Source organism: Gracilibacillus timonensis (assembly GCF_900086715.1).
GTDB lineage: Bacteria > Bacillota > Bacilli > Bacillales > Amphibacillaceae > Gracilibacillus > Gracilibacillus timonensis.
Map to the genome: position 1 here is coordinate 693,229 of NZ_FLKH01000011.1, position 17,014 is coordinate 710,242.

A 17,014-nucleotide genomic window follows, 5' to 3' on the forward strand; every position below is an offset into this window, starting at 1 on the left:
GCAGTGTCAAAAAAGCTAGAAGATAAGAGGTTAGTATTTTCTCAAGGTGGTTATTTAAGTATTTTGTCTGTATTGCTAGTATTCATTGCCTGGTTTACGGTGACAGAGGATGGTTTGGGACTCGTTCGACCAGTGATTTTTCCATCACCAAGTATGGTTTTTGAGGCAGCTTTATCGACAAGTGCATTAATAGGAAATGATGTACTTTATACGATGTTTCGTGTGGTGACGGGGTTAGTGACAGGTGTTGTCTTAGGGATAGTTGTAGGAGTGATGGTTTGTTTCAGCGAGAAGATTTATTACTTTCTCAACCCATTAATTGAAAGTGGGCGCCCCGTTCCAGTCATTGCGATGATTCCTTTCTTCTTAATGTGGTTTGGAATCGGTGAATTGGGCAAATTTCTTTTAGTAACACTAGGCGTTTTCTTTATTATCGTGATTAATACGATAGAATCCATTCGTAATGTTCCACCTATTTACGTGAAGGCAGGGCAAACGCTTGGGGCAAATAAGGCAAATATTTTCCGAAAAATTATTTTGCCTAGTATTATCCCATCGTTAATAGGACCTATTCGGGTGTGTATTGCGATTTCATTTACATTGGTAGTGGCAGCAGAGTTTATGGGAGCTCAGGCTGGAATGGGGTATCGAATATTGCAGGCTCGTAAGATGTTTAACACCGATGTGATATTTCTTGGAGTCGTCATGTTTGGGTTGTTATCTGCATTAGTAGATGCTGCGATTCGAAAGTCTTTAAATTATATTACACGCTGGACGGAAAGAGCTTAAAAGGGAGGAGAGCATGTAATGAATAAAATGAAAATAGTGGAAATGTTAATGGTGCCAATTTTGTTAATTATATTAGCAGCATGTGGGAGTGAAGCTAATAATGACGATACCGGTGGACAAGCGACGACAGAGAATGGAGGGCAACAATCAGATGAGTTAGAAACAATTAGTGTAGCATTAAGTCCTTTCCAGGATGTTTATTCGATTCATGTAGGCATAGAGCAGGGATTTTTTGAAGAAGAAGGTATTGAGCTTGAGATTCAAGAAACAGATTGGGCAGGAGGAAATGATTTATTAGTAGGGGAGCAAGTAGATGTTGCTACAGCAGGTGATTCCGATGTAGTGTTACAGAATTCTAATGGAGTAGAAACGACGCTTGCTTTTCCGATATTCTATTTTGCAGGTGCAGGGCTCATGTACGATGATGATAGGTATGATTGGCAGACATATGATCAATTCCTTGAGGAAGGGCTAGATCAAGAGGAAGCGATGCGAGAGACTTTAGAGCAAGTGAAAGGAATGAGGATTGGATTAAACACAAGTGTAAGCGAATACACCAGTTTCATATCCATGTTAGATTATGTTGGATTAGAGTCAGATGATTATGAAATTATTGATATGTCCCAAGAAGATTTGCCACCAGCATTATTATCTGAATCTATTGATGTCATGATTAGCGGTATTCCACAACGTTTAGCTGTGCAAAAAGAGGGATATGCTACTTTAATTGACCAGACTACGTTACCATATACCATTTCTCATAATGGCTTTGCCGCCCACCAATCATGGGTAGAAAATAATCATGATTTATCGCTGCGTTTTCTTCAGGCCATTTTTAAGACCTTTCACTATATTGAGGAAAATCCGAATGAGGCCTTTCCAATTATTGTAGAGCGTATGAAGGATGTTGGTACAGAGATAACGGTGGAAGAACTAAAGGATGTTTGGAATAACATGGAGTATTTTCCAAGCAGCAAAGAGTTTTATCAAAACGAAGTCCTAGATGAAAATGGTGATTTTTATTGGCGAGATCGTTTTGAACGAGTTGTAGGTATTATGGAAGCGGAAGGAAGAGTAGAGGAAGGAAGTATAACGAATTTAGAATCATTGCATTATACGGTCGAGTTACTATCAGAATAAAATTAATAGAAAGGGAGACAAACATATGCAAATAGAGTTAAAAGAAGTGAATCTACCTGAATTTGGTTTAGAAGAGGTATTACCAGATGTACCATCAGAAATCTATGAGACGAGATGTCGCGAATTTTACGCTAAGGCAGGATGTGATTGGCTTGTAGTTTATGCAGATCGAGAACATTTCGCCAATATTCATTATTTATCTGCCTTTGATCCAAGGTTTGAAGAAGCTTTACTATTATTAGGTCCGAACCAAAAGAAATATTTATTATTAGGAAATGAATGTGTAGATTACGCACCTGTAAATAAAATAAACGCCGAGGTAGTGTTGTACCAATCCTTTGGGCTGTTGGGACAAGATCGTACGCAAGCGCCACGATTGGATCATATCTTAAAAGATATTGGTATGACAGCTGCGGATAAAGTAGGAGTTTGTGGTTGGAAGTATTTCGAGGAAAATGAAAAGATTCCGTCATCTTCAAATCTATTTATCCCGGCTTTCATAGTTGATTGCCTGCAAAATCTTGTGAATACAGTATTAGTCGATGTAACAGAATTACTATTGCATCCTACGAAAGGTATGCGTGTTTATAATGAAGCAGAGAATCTAGCGTACTTCGAATGGGGAGCTGCCCGGTCTTCTAATGCAGTCGATCAAATAGTGCGAAACGTAGAAGTTGGTATGACAGAACATGAAGCTGTATCCAATATGCAATTTGCAGGAGAAATATTAACAGCTCATGTGATGTTTTCAGCTAGTAAAGAACAAATTATTGGCTTATCCAGTCCTTCCTCCAAAGCAATCGAGTTTGGTGATGGAGTCACAACAGGAGTTGGTTACTGGGGAGGATTAAGCTGTCGAGCAGGGGTTATCGATAAGCAAAATGATAAGTATTTAAATGATTTAGCGAAGCCTTATTTTAAAGCAATTGCTGCTTGGTATCAAAAGACAACTATTGGTGCAACGGGTGGAGAAATTTGGAATGAGATAGTCTCTATCCTTGATCAAGCAGGGTTGAAGCCAGCTTTAAACCCAGGACATCAAGTAAGTACAGATGAATGGATGAATACCATTATGAAGCCTGGTTCAAAAGAGAAAATTGCCTCTGGTATGGCTTTCCAATGTGACATTATTCCAACTCCTTTGCCAGATGGCATTGGTCTGAATTGTGAGGACAGTGTATTTTTCGCGGACGAGGAGTTACGTGCAGAAATCAAAGAAAAATACCCTGCTTTATGGGAGCGTATTCAAAGAAGGCAACAGTTTATTAGAGAGGAAATTGGCATTCCAATCCATGATGATTTACTACCATTATCTAATAATTGCGCATACTTTAGTCCGTTTTGGTTAACACCGGATAAGGTTTTGGTGGTGGTGTAAAGGGTATCAGTAATGATCATCTCTAGTATTTATAAAGATGTAATTTTAATATAAAGTGATTGTTCTAGAGAGATCAGTGTTTCTCTTGAAAAAGAAAGTCATTGTTATTTGGGATCACTGAAAAATTGATTCTTTAAATTGGTTTTCAGTGGTCTTTTTTTATCTGTAGAATCTTATTATCTTATAAACCTTTGTACACTCTGTTCTCAAGTTAGTTTCCTTACTATATTCCTTCATTAATCCTAATTATAAATTTTGATGTACCCTCTTTAAAATAAAAGATGTTTTGTGTAAATGAAGCTAGAAATAATCTGTTCTAAACCTATTTTGACAATAAAATCATTCCAAAAATTAAAATAGAAACAAAAAAAGTAGATCAATAACAATGAATTAAGGTATCCTAATAATAAGATCTCTTATTGTGTTTGTAATTACTTTTATTAATCATGTAGAATATACTGGATTGATGAGAAACATGGAAAATCTGACATACAATGATAGAACAGTTTTAATGCCATATAATTAGGGAGGGTAAAATGACATTGAATTTAAGGTATGACCAAGGCCGTGTGCGAAAGTATCATTATTTTCTATTACTAAGTTTAATTCAAAAATATAAAAGAATTTCAAGATCCCAGCTTGCAAAGTTGACGAAGATGAGTAATACAGGTGTAGGTAAAATAGTAAGGAATTTAATTGCTGATGAATTAGTAATTGAGGTGGGACAAACTGGGGGTGAAGTAGGTCGAAGGGCAACACTATTAGAAATAAACCCAACGGGATCATTTATTATAGGGGTAGAATTGGATATCAACGGTATTCAAATTGCTATCGTGACCTTAACGGGTGACGTAATAAGAAAAAAACAATTTCCATTTGCTGCAGATCAAGAGCCTTACATGTTGCTAGATCAATTAGGACAGGAAATTGAAGCTCTTTTAAAACAGATGGATAGCAATATTAATAAGAAAATAATAGCTATTGGCATTAGTATACCAGGTCTTATTACCTGGCCAGATGGGAGAGCATTGAGAGTTCCTCAATTTCATTGGGAGAACATTGATATTAAAGGTTATTTAGAAAAAAAATTAGATTTCATCATTTATGTAGATAATCATGTAAGGACAGTATTATTGGCAGAAAGTTTATATGGTAGTATGAAAGACTACAATGACTCAGTATGCATTTATATAGGCAGTGGTGTAGGTGGTGCAGCTATGTTAAATGGTGAAATGTTACGTGGTCACCGTAATACATTAGGAGAAATAGGTCATATGATAGTTGATCCTAATGGAGCTATGTGTGACTGTGGTCGTCTAGGCTGTCTGCAAACTTTTGTGTGCTCCTCTGAATTAGAGAAGCAGGCTCAATTGCCAATACAAGAAATTTTCGCTGCCTTTAACAGAAAAGAAGATTGGGCCAAAAGATTAATAAATCGAGCGCAATCTTATTTAGGACTTGCTATCTCTAATGTTATATGCATTTATAACCCGGAAGCCGTATTGATTGCTGGTCCAATGATACAGGAATTTCCTTCCTTAGTACAAGATATAGAAACAGAAGTAAATAAGTATATTTGGGCTCCTTTAAACCATTCTTTTCATATAGTGTATCCTGAGATTGGGAGAGATAGTGGAGTTATTGGTGCAAGTGCACTAGTACTGAATGAATTTTTAAGATTCTCAAACGATGAAGTGTAATGTAATTATTTTTTATAATTAGTTGAATAATTCATGACTAAAAAATAGTGGGGTAGCTACAGTAGCTTAGATACCTCACTTTTTTGTTCTTAAAAACTTAGATAAATGGTTAGAAAATTTAACAAAGGTATTGCACTCCGTGGAATAGGGTGCTATACTTCTAATTATTAAACTTGTGTTAATAATTAAGGGTGATGAATCAGAAATATAGGTAAAAAATAGTTTATTTGCCCATTTTTTCATCTTTTAATTAAACTAAGTTTAATTAAAACTAATAATGAGGTGATAATATGGAAATTATTCAAGTGAAAGATTATCAAGAGCTTTCTCAAAAAGCGTTTGATGTAGTAGAAAGTACAATACAACAAAATGATAATCCTATTATTAATACAACCACTGGGGCTAGTTATGATGGTTTATTTGAATTACTAGTAAAGGCGGTGAATGAGGGTGAATTGTCGATTGAAAATACGGTAATGATGAACCTAGACGAATACATTGCAGCAAGGGAAGTTTCTTTCACTGTCTATACTTATATGCACCAAAAATTTTATGATTTAATCAAAACGCAGCCACGAATTATTGAACTGTTAGATGGAAGTTTAACTTATTTTGATGATGAAATAAATCGCTATAATGCTGTACTTGCGAAATATCCACGAGATCTGCAAATCTTAGGTTTAGGGGTAAATGGTCATTTAGGGGCAAATGAACCAGGTACACCATTCGACTCGCGACTATTTTTAGCTGATAGTGATGAATCCACTATTAACAGCACAATAGGTTACCATAACCTAACAAAAGAAACAGCACCAACACAAATGTTAACCCTTGGATTAGCTGACATCATGGAAGCTAAACATATTTTGGTAGCATCATCTGGTGAACGGAAAGCTCAGGCAGTTAAAGAGGCATTAGAAGGTCCTATATCTGAAAACTGTCCTGCTTCTATTTTAAGAGCACATCCGAATGTAACTTTTATTATAGATGAAGAGGCAGCATCTTTATTAGAAAATAAATAGAATAGTGGAAACACAGTAGATGACTAATCATTAACTATCATTGTTTTGATAATGTTTTAGTAGCTAATGAAGAGTTGTTTTCTATAAAATGTAAAATAGTTCTAATTATAACTGTGAAAGAGGTGATTGTTCGATTGAGGAATGGATAAAAACATGCAGTAGTATTTCTTGTCATAAATGAAGGGTGTGGAAAAATTCAACTAAAAAAACGTTGCAGCCAATGAGATGAGTCCGAGTGTATGGATGAAAAAAATTAAGCAAACATGGAGTGATAATAGTGCATGTTGAAACAAATGCAATAGATGATACTTGGAAATTAATAACGTTGAAAAATGATCAGAATATTTCTATTGATATCCTGAATTATGGAGCAAGAATCACTAATATTACCGTTCCGGATAAGGATGGTAAGCTGGAGAATATTGTGTTAAGTTATGCTGATTATAAAAAATATAAAAATGACCCTAATTACTTTGGTGCAACAGTAGGAAGGGTGGCAGGTAGAATAGCAAACTCCAAATTTGAACTTGGAGGCAAAACTTATATTTTGGACGCTAATGAATCTAATCACCACCTTCATGGAGGAGTAAATGGACTTCATCAGATGATATGGAAAACACAAACATTTAAGACAGATTCTGAAGTGGGAGTAGAGCTTCAGCATAATGATTCTAACATGTCTGGTGGGTATCCAGGAAATATAAAAATAACTGTAACCTACAAGCTGAATAACGACGGTGAATTGATTATAGATTACTATGCTATTTCCGATGAGGATACGATACTAACATTAACCAATCACTCTTATTTTAATTTAAATGGAAATCTTAAACGATCAATTAATAACCATCTTGTAAGATTAAACAGTAGCTATTTTGTTGAGCTTGATGAAGAGCTCATTCCAACTGGGAATAAAATAAAAGTAGATAACACAACATTTGATTTCCGTGACGAACAAGCTTTGAAAGCAGGTATTGAGACTCCACAAAAACAAAACCAATATGCCAAAAATGGATATGATCATTATTTTTTGCTTGATCATCAAAAGAGAAATAGTGTGATTGTTAAAGAGCCAAACAGTGGTAGAATAATGACGATTGAGACAGATCAACCTGGTGTAGTGCTATATACGGGGAATAATCTTGATGACACCTTGGAACTTACAGAAAGAAAATCTGAAAAATATTTAGGAGTGACTTTTGAAACACAATCATCTCCTGCATCTTTAGAATTCGATGACTTTCCCAATATCCTTTTAAATGCAAATGATCCATATCAAAAACGTACATCTTATAAATTTAGTATTACAGATAAATAAGTGATGTAATAATTCAAGAAAAAAAAGGAGGATAAACATGCAACAAAAGGAAAAAGTATTTGCGAAAATTGATGAAAAAAGAGATGAAATCGTAGAACTGGTTAGAAGCTTAATTAAGACGAAATCGGTAAATCCAGCTTATAATGACGATACCAATGAAAGAGAATGTCAACAAATTATCATAGACAGATTAAATAAAATTGAAAATATGCAAATAGATCAATTCGATGTAGAGCTTGATAAGTTAGAGAAATATAGGGATTTACCTGGTTTTGTAACCGGATTCACAGATGAACTTCCTTGGGAAAATAGACCAAATATATTAGCTTGTCTACCTGGTAAACAATCTGATAAAGGAAGTTCACTTATCCTCACTGGGCATTCTGATGTTGTAGCAGCAGATGATGAATCTGAATGGATACATCCACCGTTTGATGCAGTAATTGAAGATGGAACATTGTATGGTCGAGGTTCTGTGGATATGTTGAGCGGAGTGGGTTCTATGTTGATGGCTTTAGAAGCAATAGTTGAGAGTGGGGTTGAATTAGATGGCGACCTTTGGTTTTCGAGTTCTGTAGGTGAAGAAGCAGGTGGAACTGGTTTTCTTGCGACGGCCGATTATATTCACAAACATAACATAAAGATTGATGCTGGTATTATGACAGAACCTACAAACCTTGATTTAAGTTTATTGTGTCGTGGAATTATATGGGGTGATTTGATTATCGAAGGTCGAACAGGTCATTTAGAAGTTACGCAACCTCATTGGTCCGATAATGGTGCAGTAGATGCCATTGATAAGGCGCGGTATGTGATGAATGCCATTGATGAGTTAAATAAGGACTGGGCAGGCAGGCCAGATAAAAATCATCCATTATTGACTGAATCCTGTCAAATAAAAGTATCGATGATTGAAGCAGGGCATCATCGTTCCAGTTATCCTGATTTTTGTAAATTATCTTTTAATATTCAAGTATTACCGCATGAGTCAGATGAAAATGGTTTAGGAACTACCGTGAGAAAAGAATTTGAAGAATTTATCAAAAGGGTGGCGGAATCTGATGATTGGTTGCATGAAACACCACCTAAGATTGACTGGGTGTTGGAGGCTGATTGTTCAGAGGTGCCGGAGGATCACAAATTCGTAGATGTATTTAAGAAGTCTACTAAACCATTTCGTCCTGCATTAAAAACATTTGGCTCAGGTTTTCATACAGATACAGGATGGTTAGATCGATTAGGTGGGATACCCACTGTGAATTTTGGACCTGGAAATCAAATGTTTGCCCATATAACAAATGAAAAAGTAGATGTAGCAGATATTATAACGGCAACAAAAATGATCGCAGCAACATGTCTAGATTGGTGTAATGAAAAATAAAACATATTATTGTAATGAGAGGGGATTAAGTAATGAGCCAATCAGGAAAATCAAATCAATCAAATGCGAAAGTTGGGATTACAGAAAAAATTGGTTTTGGTTTAGGGGATTTAGCTACTAATCTTGCGTGGGCTTCAATGAGTATGTTTATTGTTTATTTTTATACAGATGTAATTGGTGTTGCTGCAGGTATTATAGGGACTATTATACTCTGTTCTAGGTTTTTAGATGGTATATCGGATATTGCAATGGGAGGGATAGTTGATAAAACTAAATCTAAACATGGAAAGGCAAGACCGTGGGTACTTTGGTTGTCTATTCCATTTGCAGGGTTAATGGTCGCTCTTTTTGCTGTCCCAGATGTAGGTACGATGGGAAAAGTAATCTATATCGCAATTACTTATAATCTGCTCATATTACTTTATACTGCGGTAGTTATTCCATATGGAACTTTAAACACTCTTATCACATCGGATCAAGATGAACGAGGAGTATTAAATGTTTACAGAATGTTTTTCGCAAGTATAGGTGTGATTGTTGTAAGCACGTTGACCTTACCTGTCGTCAATTTATTTGGTGGCGGACAATCAGCATGGATTGCTGGTTATTCTGTATTCGCCGTCGTAGCTGTTATTATGTATATCATTACGTTTAAGACAACGAAAGAAAGAGCTTCTAGTATATATCAAGATAATAAAGAAGAAAATAATGATTCATTTATAGTAGGTTTTAAAGCATTATTTAAAAATAAATACTGGGTTATTACTTTCTTCATCTTTATTGCTTATTACGTGAATGACGCATTATACAGTGGGGGTACTGTGTACTTTGCCCAGTATATCTTAGGTGATCCTTTATTGGTAGGAACGTTAACGATGTCTATTTATATTCCTCCTTTATTATTGATGCCTTTTGTTGCCCCTATGATTAAAAAAATTGGGAAACGTAAATCAATGATGTGGGGCACAGGTATATTTCTTTTAGGTTCACTCGTCATTTTAATGGATCCAACAAACTTAACTGTTGTTATGATTGGAGTAATTTTAAGAGGTATCGGGAGGACTCCAATTTTCGGAAGTATATTTGCGTTATTACCCGATACAGTAGAATATGGTGAATGGAAAACAGGTGTAAGACGAGAAGGGCTGGTATATAGTGGTGGCAGCATGGGAACTAAAGTTGGTGTAGGAATTGGCTCAGCATTTGTTGGCTGGATATTAGGCTGGGGTGGTTATATTGGTGGACAAGAAATGCAAGCGGATTCAGCCCTGTTCGCGATTAATAGTCTCTTTATCTATCTACCTATTATCACTTACGTTATTCTATTTGTATTGCTGTATTTTTACAAGTTGGATAAGGAATATCCGAAGATCTTTAAAGAACTGCAAATGCGAAAAACAATATAAATGGACTTTACCTAGTTATTTAATTAAGGCTTTGCCACTATAGGCAATATCATTATTAATATTAGCTGATTACTTATCACTGGCTTAAAGCATTGTTCGTTTTTACAGAATTTACTGTTACATCCTGTTTTGGCTTTCAAATTACTAAGCTGGAAACCATGAGAATAATTAAAATAGGAGTGGAAAGCATGTGAAAAACATTATCATTGCAATAGATATAGGAGGTACCACAGTAAAGATTGGGGTGATCAGCCACTTTGGTCAGATTATAAAAAAATGGGAAGTGAATTCTGACAAAAGTAATAATAGTATCCATATAATAGACAATGTATGGGATTCGATCTTGAAACAGTTATCAAAAATGAATATGGAACAAGATAATGTAATAGGTATAGGAATAGGCGCACCAGGTTTTGTTGATAACAAAGCAGGGTTAGTATATGAAGCTGTTAATTTGGGATGGGAAATGTTTGATCTCAAAGAGAAATTTCGTGAGAAAACAGATTTACCTATTTTTGTAGAAAATGATGCTAACTTAGCGGCATTAGGAGAAAATTGGTTAGGAGCAGGCGAAAGTGCTGAAAATTTAATTGCAGTAACTTTAGGCACTGGAGTTGGTAGTGGAGTGATAGCCAATGGTAAGATCTTAAATGGATGTAATGGTACAGCTGGGGAGATAGGACATGTAATAGTAGATCAACAAGGATATTTATGTAACTGTGGAAGAGTCGGCTGTTTAGATACGATAGCTTCCGCATCAGGCATTGTAAGAGTAGCAGAAGAGTATATACAAAGAAATCCCAATTCACAACTTGCTAGAATGAAACAACAGAAACACGATCTTGAAGCAAAAGACGTTTTTGATATAGCGAAAAAAGGAGAAGAAGTTAGCTACAAAATAATAAAAAGAGCTTTAGATATATTAGGACAGGCACTTGCTTATTCTGCCTCTGTCATCAATCCCTCCAGAATCTTGATTGGTGGCGGACTTTCTAAAGCTGGTGATTTCTTGCTAGATATGTTGAAAGAGAATTTTACAAAATATGCATTACCTCGCATTGGTAATCAATGCGAGGTGTTACTTGCGAAATTAGGTAATGATGCTGGAATTATAGGAGCAGCCTATATTGTTTTGAATAAAACAGATACACATATTTTGATTTAGTATTTTTTGTTCTATTTTGAGTAAAGTATGGAACGAGTGGTACATTATTTTATTTGTGTATGACAGAACAGTCGAAAGATGGATTGTTTCTTTCGACTGTTTAGCTTCATAAAATTCCACTCGTAGTGTCTCTTTCAATTATTTTAGGATATAAACTTATCTTTTGGTGAGGACGATTAGGCTCTTGAATCATATCTATTAAGAGGTCTGCAGCTATTCTCCCTGATTCAAGAAGAGATTGGCTTACTGTAGAAAGTCCAACATATTCTGATACTTCAATGTCATCAAATCCCATCACAGCAACATCTTCGGGAACACGTAATTTTAACTGTTTTGCGGCTTGCAAAACACCGAGCGCCATGATATCAGAATATGCAAAAATAGCTCTAGGGCGATCAGGAGAGTTTAACATCTTGTGAACCATTTTTTCGGCATCCTCTGCTGTTGGTTTTCCCAATGACAAGTGATTTGGCTTGATAGATTGACCAAGACCTTGGTTTGGCAGTTAAACTATCTAATGAACTCAATCTAGTGTTATTAGCAGTTAGAATACGATTTATTTTGTTTGAAATATTAATTTGACTTCATTTTTTAATATTTCTGCAAGTTTATTGGAGTAGTTAATTACTTTTTGATTGTCATTATTTACTCCACCTTCAATTAATTTTAATAACTCAGCGTACATTTTTTTCACCTCTTCGTTTCATTTTACGACATTTTCGTTATAATTCAAAGCATTTACAGTATCTTTATAATGTAAAGAACACATTTTATATGGATCATAATACCTTTATAATGTTGAAAAATACTTTTAAAATGTTGAAGTTAAAGGAAAGAGGGGCAGATATAAAGATAACAGGGGGCGCAACATATTGAGATGCCAACTAAACGATTGTGCATATTCTTCGATTTTTATGATGGTCTATGATTGAAGTGAGAGGACGAGTTTTTGGTGTACAACATTTATGAACAGGCCTTTTACATATGGACGGCTGTTCCTATCCTAGAATATACTGGAGTATATATATGCCTTTAACGATACCTGGTTTAGTTTCCTTGGCCATTTTCGTCGCAGTAGCGTCTTGGAATGATTTCTTGTGGCCGTTAATTATGACGAGTTCATCTGATTTACAAGTGGTGTCTATTGCTATTTCTAGTTTTGTTGGGGAGTATAATACCAATTATTCTTTGATGATGGCTGGGGCGGTTATATCGATTTTGCCTTTGATTATATTGTATTTAATTCTACAAAGACATTTTATTGAAGGTATCGCTTTAACAGGAGTAAAAGGCTAGTGAAAGGAGTAGAACAATGAATCAACCGAATGTTGTACTAATCATGACCGATCAACAAAGATGGGATGCGCTGGGCTGTTATGGTAATGAAGTGATCGAGACACCGAATTTGGATTGGCTGGCGTCACAAGGGACGATTTTTGAAAATGCTTACACACCTAGTCCATCTTGTGTGCCGGCAAGAGCTTCCCTGCTAACCGGTATGGATCCATGGAACACAGGAATTTTAGGAATGGGGATGGGACAAGGACCGATGGGTGTCAACTTTTCTCATACCTTACCTGGTGAACTAGCCAACGCGGGTTATCATACGCAGGGTATTGGGAAAATGCATTTTGATCCACAGCGATCCTTAAATGGCTTCCATCAGACAGTGCTGGATGAATCAGGAAGAGAATTTGACCCTGGCTTTCGCTCGGATTATAAACAGTGGTTTGATAAACATAAAACAGGAGATTATGGCATTACGGATCACGGTATTGGCTGGAATTCATGGATGGCCAGGCCCTACCATGCGCCGGAGTTCTTACATCCTACGAATTGGACCATTAATGAATCGATCCATTTTCTCGAACAGCGTCGTGACCCCAGCAAGCCTTTTTTCCTGAAAACATCTTTCGCGCGACCGCATTCTCCTTATGATGCACCAGCATATTATTTTGATTTATATGCAAACAACGACGCGATACCCAAAGCAAAAGTGGGCAGTTGGGCTTCGAGACATGATGTAAAAGAAGAGGCTATGAATCCGGATGCATGGCGGGGTGTGCGAAGTGAGCGTGATATTCATCGAGCAAGAGCTGGCTATTATGGTTCCATTCATCATATCGATCACCAGATTGGCAGACTACTAACTTATCTTAAGGAAAAGAACCTCTTTGACAATACGATGATTATTTTTCTTTCCGACCATGGCGATATGCTAGGTGATCACAATATGTGGCGAAAAACCTATGCCTATGAGGGGTCTGCTCATATTCCGCTAATGATTAAATTACCTAGACAAGCAGGGGCTATTGAAAAATCAGTAAGTGAACCTGTCCTGCTTCAGGATATTATGCCTACCATATTGGAGACGTTGTCATTAGAAGTGCCCGAGAGTGTGGATGGGCAAAGCTTACTGTCGTTAATGAAGGGCGAGCAAACCAATGGGCGGGAGTATGTGCATGGTGAACACAGCACGTGTTATGCCGAAGAGCAGGAGATGCAATATCTAACAGATGGAAGCATGAAGTATATTTGGTTCCCAAGAATAGGGGAGGAGCAGCTTTTCAACCTTGATGACGACCCTTATGAATTAGTTGATTTATCAGAAGTGGATGAGGCTCAAGTTACCTTAAGAGAATGGCGAAAGCGATTGGTTCACATTTTGGAGAAAAGAGATAAGGGATTGACGGAGAATGGCGAGCTAGTATGTCAACAAGGCAGGCCTTTTTTAACCTCGCCTCATTATCAAGCAAGAATAGAGAGGTAGGTGAGAGACATCATGGTGATCAATGATGTCTCTCACATCAAGGAAAAATCATGCAAGCAAGAAAAAGGAAAATGGTGTAATATGTAGGTGAAGTAGGAGTATGGCTACGATTCCTGTTTTTTTAGACCATAAACATTTATTTTCACTTATTTGAAGGCGTTCATTTTTTCTATGTGCGAAACCACTCCTATTGAATGAGAAAGGATATGTTCAAAAATGGAAATTAAGAATTTGATTAGAGTTAAGACGAGGCAGGAATTGAGAGATTGGCTTGAGGAAAATTCGAATACAGCAAGGTTTTGTTGGGTAATAGTAAGCATGAGTGAACAAACTGAAGCCATCCAGTATCTAGATGCAGTTGAGGAAGCATTATGCTTTGGTTGGATTGATGGTATAAAGAAAAAAATATCAGATACTGAATTGGCTCAAAGGCTTTCTCCAAGAAAGAAAACAAGTAATTGGACAGAATTAAATAAAGAAAAGGTAAAGAGATTAGATAAATTAGGCTTGATGAAAGAGGAAGGACTGAAAATTCTCCCCGATATGCGACCAGAATCTTTTACTATAGATAAAGATATTGAAACGCTTCTAAAAGAAGACGAACAATTATACCAGAACTTCATTAACTTTCCTGAACTATATAGCAGGATTAGAATTGATACAATACAAAGTTATAGGAATGAACCCGATATTTTTAATAAAAGGCTATATAAGTTTATTGAAAATACAAGAGAAAATAAAATGTATGGTCAGTGGAATGATAATGGTCGCTTAATCAATTATTGAGGAAAGGATATGGGAATTGAATTTTAGAATTTTTGATATCCATCATGAATCTCCAAAGCTGACCTATAAACATTTTATTTGTAAAGCTTCATTGCTTCCTTTAAAAAGTTCAAATAGTTAGAAACGAAACCTTTTGGCTTCATAATTTTAACTTTATTACCGAATCCGGCTATAAACTGGTAGGCAAATTGATTCTCAGGCAATTCAATTGTCGCAAGGTAACTACTTGTAGTCACTTTTGTAACGGCATTTTTTCCGTATCTCTCGATAAATTGATCTCTTACAGCAACATCTATCGATAGTTGTACACTAACCAAGTTTTGTTGTACATCGTGTTTTTTTTCATCCTTAAATTCCTTTTCAGACCTTGGGACAAAAAAACCGTCTTTTTGGATATTTATTATCCTCGTCAATTTAAACGTTCGATAGTCTTCCCGTTCTAAACTATAACCAATAAGATACCAATGCATTTCACTTAAATGTAACCTATAGGGTTCTACGACTCTATAAGTTATGTTTCCTTTTTGGTCTACATACTCAAACTTTAATAACCAATTATTCTCAATTGCCTTCTTGATAAATAAAATTTCTTCCTTAATCTTACTTCTTCCAACCCAATCATAAAAAGATAAATCAAGTTTTGGAAAAATATCTTTGCTAGCCATTCCTTTGATTTTTTGAATAGTCGTTTGAATCTCTTGATTCGTAATCAGTCCCTCAAAGCCACCTAAAGCTATGAGTATATTTTCAATATCCTTGTGATTTAGTAATCGTTTATCGAATTTATACCCTTCCATTAACGCATATCCCCCTTCAGCACCATATTCCGCATAAATTGGGATGTTTGCATAACTTAATGCTTCCATATCACGTTGAATCGTTCGTTTCGATACATTAAAAAGTCGACTAAATTCTGATGCAGAAACAACTTCTTTTTGTAACAATATCATCACTATCGAGATAAGTCGTTCAATTTTTTTCATATTTCCCTCCTATATACGACATAATGCTGTCGCCTATGTTCTATTATACTTCAAATATGAAAAGGAGGAATTAAGTTATGAAAGCAATATCCTATCTACAATTTGGTGGAAGAGCAGAAGAAGCGTTAACCTTTTATGAACAGGCATTACAAGCAACAAATGTAAAAATGGTGAGATTTGGTGCTTTTGGTCAAGATCCAAATGCCCCATTAACGGTAAAAGAACAAAACATGATTATGGAATCTCGTATTGAGTTTTCAGGGAATATTTTAATGATCTCTGATGTTCCGCCTTTTATGCAAGCTGCGGCAGGCGAAATCACAACAGGGAATACCGTCTTAATCAGTATTATTGATGCTGATTCAGAAATGAATAAACAATGTTTTGAAGGGCTTTCTGAAGGTGGTACTGTGATCATGCCCCTATCTTCTACTCCATGGTCAGCAAGTTTTGGAATGTTAATCGACAAATTCGGTGTAATGTGGAAATTCAATAGTGATGCGAGTAAATTTCTAGATGGTTTTGTAGATTAAATTTGAATTATCAGAGTGGGTGTTCCGTCAACATTTTTACGATACACCCACACTAATACAATATTAAAAGACCCTGAAGTACCTTTATGTTTGGTAATTTCAGGGCTTGTTTTATTTCTATTTTAGTTTGAAACTTTCATTTAGAAGTAGGGATGACGGTTGTTGTTCAACAATATGGCCCGATTGAGGCGCAGTCCTTATTCAACAATTGCGCCCGTTTAAGATGCATTAAAATGAAATAAAATGGATCGTTATTTACTCTTTTCCATGACTGCAAAATAATTTTGTTCGTGGTCGGAAAAGTTAAAAACCCGACCTGCCGGCATGTTTTCAATTTCCCCGACGGTGATATTTTTACTTGATAAGTCGTCATGTAACTGATCGAGATTTTTTGTAAAAAACATTAATGAAGGGGTGTCAAGATTCATTTCAGGCTCCATGTTGGCAATGAATTGCTTGTCGTGAAGGATTAAACTTGTTTCAGCCTCCTTTGTTGGCGCAATTTCAATCCATCTCATGTCTCCTTCAGTTTCATCAGATTTGACATGGAACCTTATCTTTTCTGTCCAGAATTTCACTGCTTCATCCTGATTATTGACGTACAACATAATTTGACCTACTTTGTTAATCATTCATCTTCCTC

17 protein-coding genes are annotated in these 17,014 nt (G+C 36.0%); 13 read left to right on the plus strand and 4 right to left on the minus strand.

Annotation, left to right across the window (positions count from 1 at the left end):
* Positions 1-3: 3 nt before the first annotated feature.
* From BN6556_RS10595 to BN6556_RS10635, 9 genes are all read left to right on the plus strand, one after another.
* Entirely contained in the window at positions 4-789 is a 786-nt protein-coding gene (locus BN6556_RS10595; RefSeq protein WP_066190823.1) for an ABC transporter permease, read from the plus strand.
* A gap of 18 nt (positions 790-807) precedes the next feature.
* The gene (locus tag BN6556_RS10600; protein ID WP_066190825.1) at positions 808-1,929 is read left to right on the plus strand and encodes an ABC transporter substrate-binding protein; all 1,122 of its coding nucleotides are present in this window, start codon (positions 808-810) and stop codon (positions 1,927-1,929) included.
* A gap of 25 nt (positions 1,930-1,954) precedes the next feature.
* Positions 1,955-3,307: a M24 family metallopeptidase gene (locus BN6556_RS10605; RefSeq protein WP_066190828.1), complete on the plus strand. Its 1,353-nt coding sequence runs from the start codon at positions 1,955-1,957 to the stop codon at positions 3,305-3,307.
* A 536-nt stretch (positions 3,308-3,843) separates the two neighbouring features.
* Positions 3,844-5,007 (plus strand): ROK family protein, encoded by a 1,164-nt coding sequence (locus tag BN6556_RS10610; RefSeq protein ID WP_066190831.1) that lies wholly within the window; start codon positions 3,844-3,846, stop codon positions 5,005-5,007.
* Positions 5,008-5,297: 290 nt separating this feature from the next.
* Positions 5,298-6,029, plus strand: a complete 732-nt coding sequence (locus BN6556_RS10615; RefSeq protein WP_066190834.1) for a glucosamine-6-phosphate deaminase — start codon at positions 5,298-5,300, stop codon at positions 6,027-6,029.
* Between the two features lie 277 nt (positions 6,030-6,306).
* Positions 6,307-7,347: an aldose epimerase family protein gene (locus BN6556_RS10620; protein WP_066190837.1), complete on the plus strand. Its 1,041-nt coding sequence runs from the start codon at positions 6,307-6,309 to the stop codon at positions 7,345-7,347.
* Positions 7,348-7,384: 37 nt separating this feature from the next.
* Complete coding sequence (locus tag BN6556_RS10625) at positions 7,385-8,728, plus strand: M20 family metallopeptidase (protein ID WP_066190840.1); 1,344 nt, start codon at positions 7,385-7,387, stop codon at positions 8,726-8,728.
* Positions 8,729-8,760: 32 nt separating this feature from the next.
* Entirely contained in the window at positions 8,761-10,134 is a 1,374-nt protein-coding gene (locus BN6556_RS10630; protein ID WP_066190843.1) for an MFS transporter, read from the plus strand.
* Between the two features lie 190 nt (positions 10,135-10,324).
* A complete protein-coding gene (locus BN6556_RS10635; RefSeq protein ID WP_066190847.1) occupies positions 10,325-11,299 on the plus strand; it encodes an ROK family glucokinase in 975 nt (324 codons plus the stop codon).
* Positions 11,300-11,405: 106 nt separating this feature from the next.
* On the opposite strand, the gene BN6556_RS10640 is transcribed toward BN6556_RS10635, so the two are convergent.
* Both BN6556_RS10640 and BN6556_RS22650 read right to left on the minus strand, forming a co-directional pair.
* Entirely contained in the window at positions 11,406-11,804 is a 399-nt protein-coding gene (locus BN6556_RS10640; protein ID WP_078060036.1) for a LacI family DNA-binding transcriptional regulator, read from the minus strand.
* 51 nt (positions 11,805-11,855) lie between these two features.
* Positions 11,856-11,984, minus strand: a complete 129-nt coding sequence (locus BN6556_RS22650) for a hypothetical protein (RefSeq protein ID WP_262361291.1) — start codon at positions 11,982-11,984, stop codon at positions 11,856-11,858.
* 299 nt (positions 11,985-12,283) lie between these two features.
* Here BN6556_RS22650 and BN6556_RS10645 point away from each other — a divergent pair, with 299 nt between their 5' ends.
* From BN6556_RS10645 to BN6556_RS10655, 3 genes are all read left to right on the plus strand, one after another.
* Positions 12,284-12,595 carry a carbohydrate ABC transporter permease gene (locus BN6556_RS10645; RefSeq protein WP_078060037.1) on the plus strand — a complete coding sequence of 104 codons (312 nt, stop codon included), beginning with the start codon at positions 12,284-12,286 and terminating at the stop codon, positions 12,593-12,595.
* 16 nt (positions 12,596-12,611) lie between these two features.
* A complete protein-coding gene (locus BN6556_RS10650) occupies positions 12,612-14,069 on the plus strand; it encodes an arylsulfatase (RefSeq protein WP_066190857.1) in 1,458 nt (485 codons plus the stop codon).
* A 216-nt stretch (positions 14,070-14,285) separates the two neighbouring features.
* The gene (locus tag BN6556_RS10655) at positions 14,286-14,855 is read left to right on the plus strand and encodes a YdeI/OmpD-associated family protein (protein WP_066190859.1); all 570 of its coding nucleotides are present in this window, start codon (positions 14,286-14,288) and stop codon (positions 14,853-14,855) included.
* 74 nt (positions 14,856-14,929) lie between these two features.
* On the opposite strand, the gene BN6556_RS10660 is transcribed toward BN6556_RS10655, so the two are convergent.
* Positions 14,930-15,838, minus strand: a complete 909-nt coding sequence (locus BN6556_RS10660) for a helix-turn-helix transcriptional regulator (protein WP_066190861.1) — start codon at positions 15,836-15,838, stop codon at positions 14,930-14,932.
* 77 nt (positions 15,839-15,915) lie between these two features.
* On the opposite strand from BN6556_RS10660, the gene BN6556_RS10665 reads away from it, so the two are divergent.
* Positions 15,916-16,371, plus strand: coding sequence for a VOC family protein (locus BN6556_RS10665; protein ID WP_066190863.1), 456 nt, complete (start codon positions 15,916-15,918; stop codon positions 16,369-16,371).
* A 251-nt stretch (positions 16,372-16,622) separates the two neighbouring features.
* Here the strand turns inward: BN6556_RS10665 and BN6556_RS10670 are convergent, their stop codons facing one another.
* A complete protein-coding gene (locus tag BN6556_RS10670) occupies positions 16,623-17,003 on the minus strand; it encodes a VOC family protein (RefSeq protein WP_066190864.1) in 381 nt (126 codons plus the stop codon).
* Positions 17,004-17,014 lie beyond the last annotated feature (11 nt).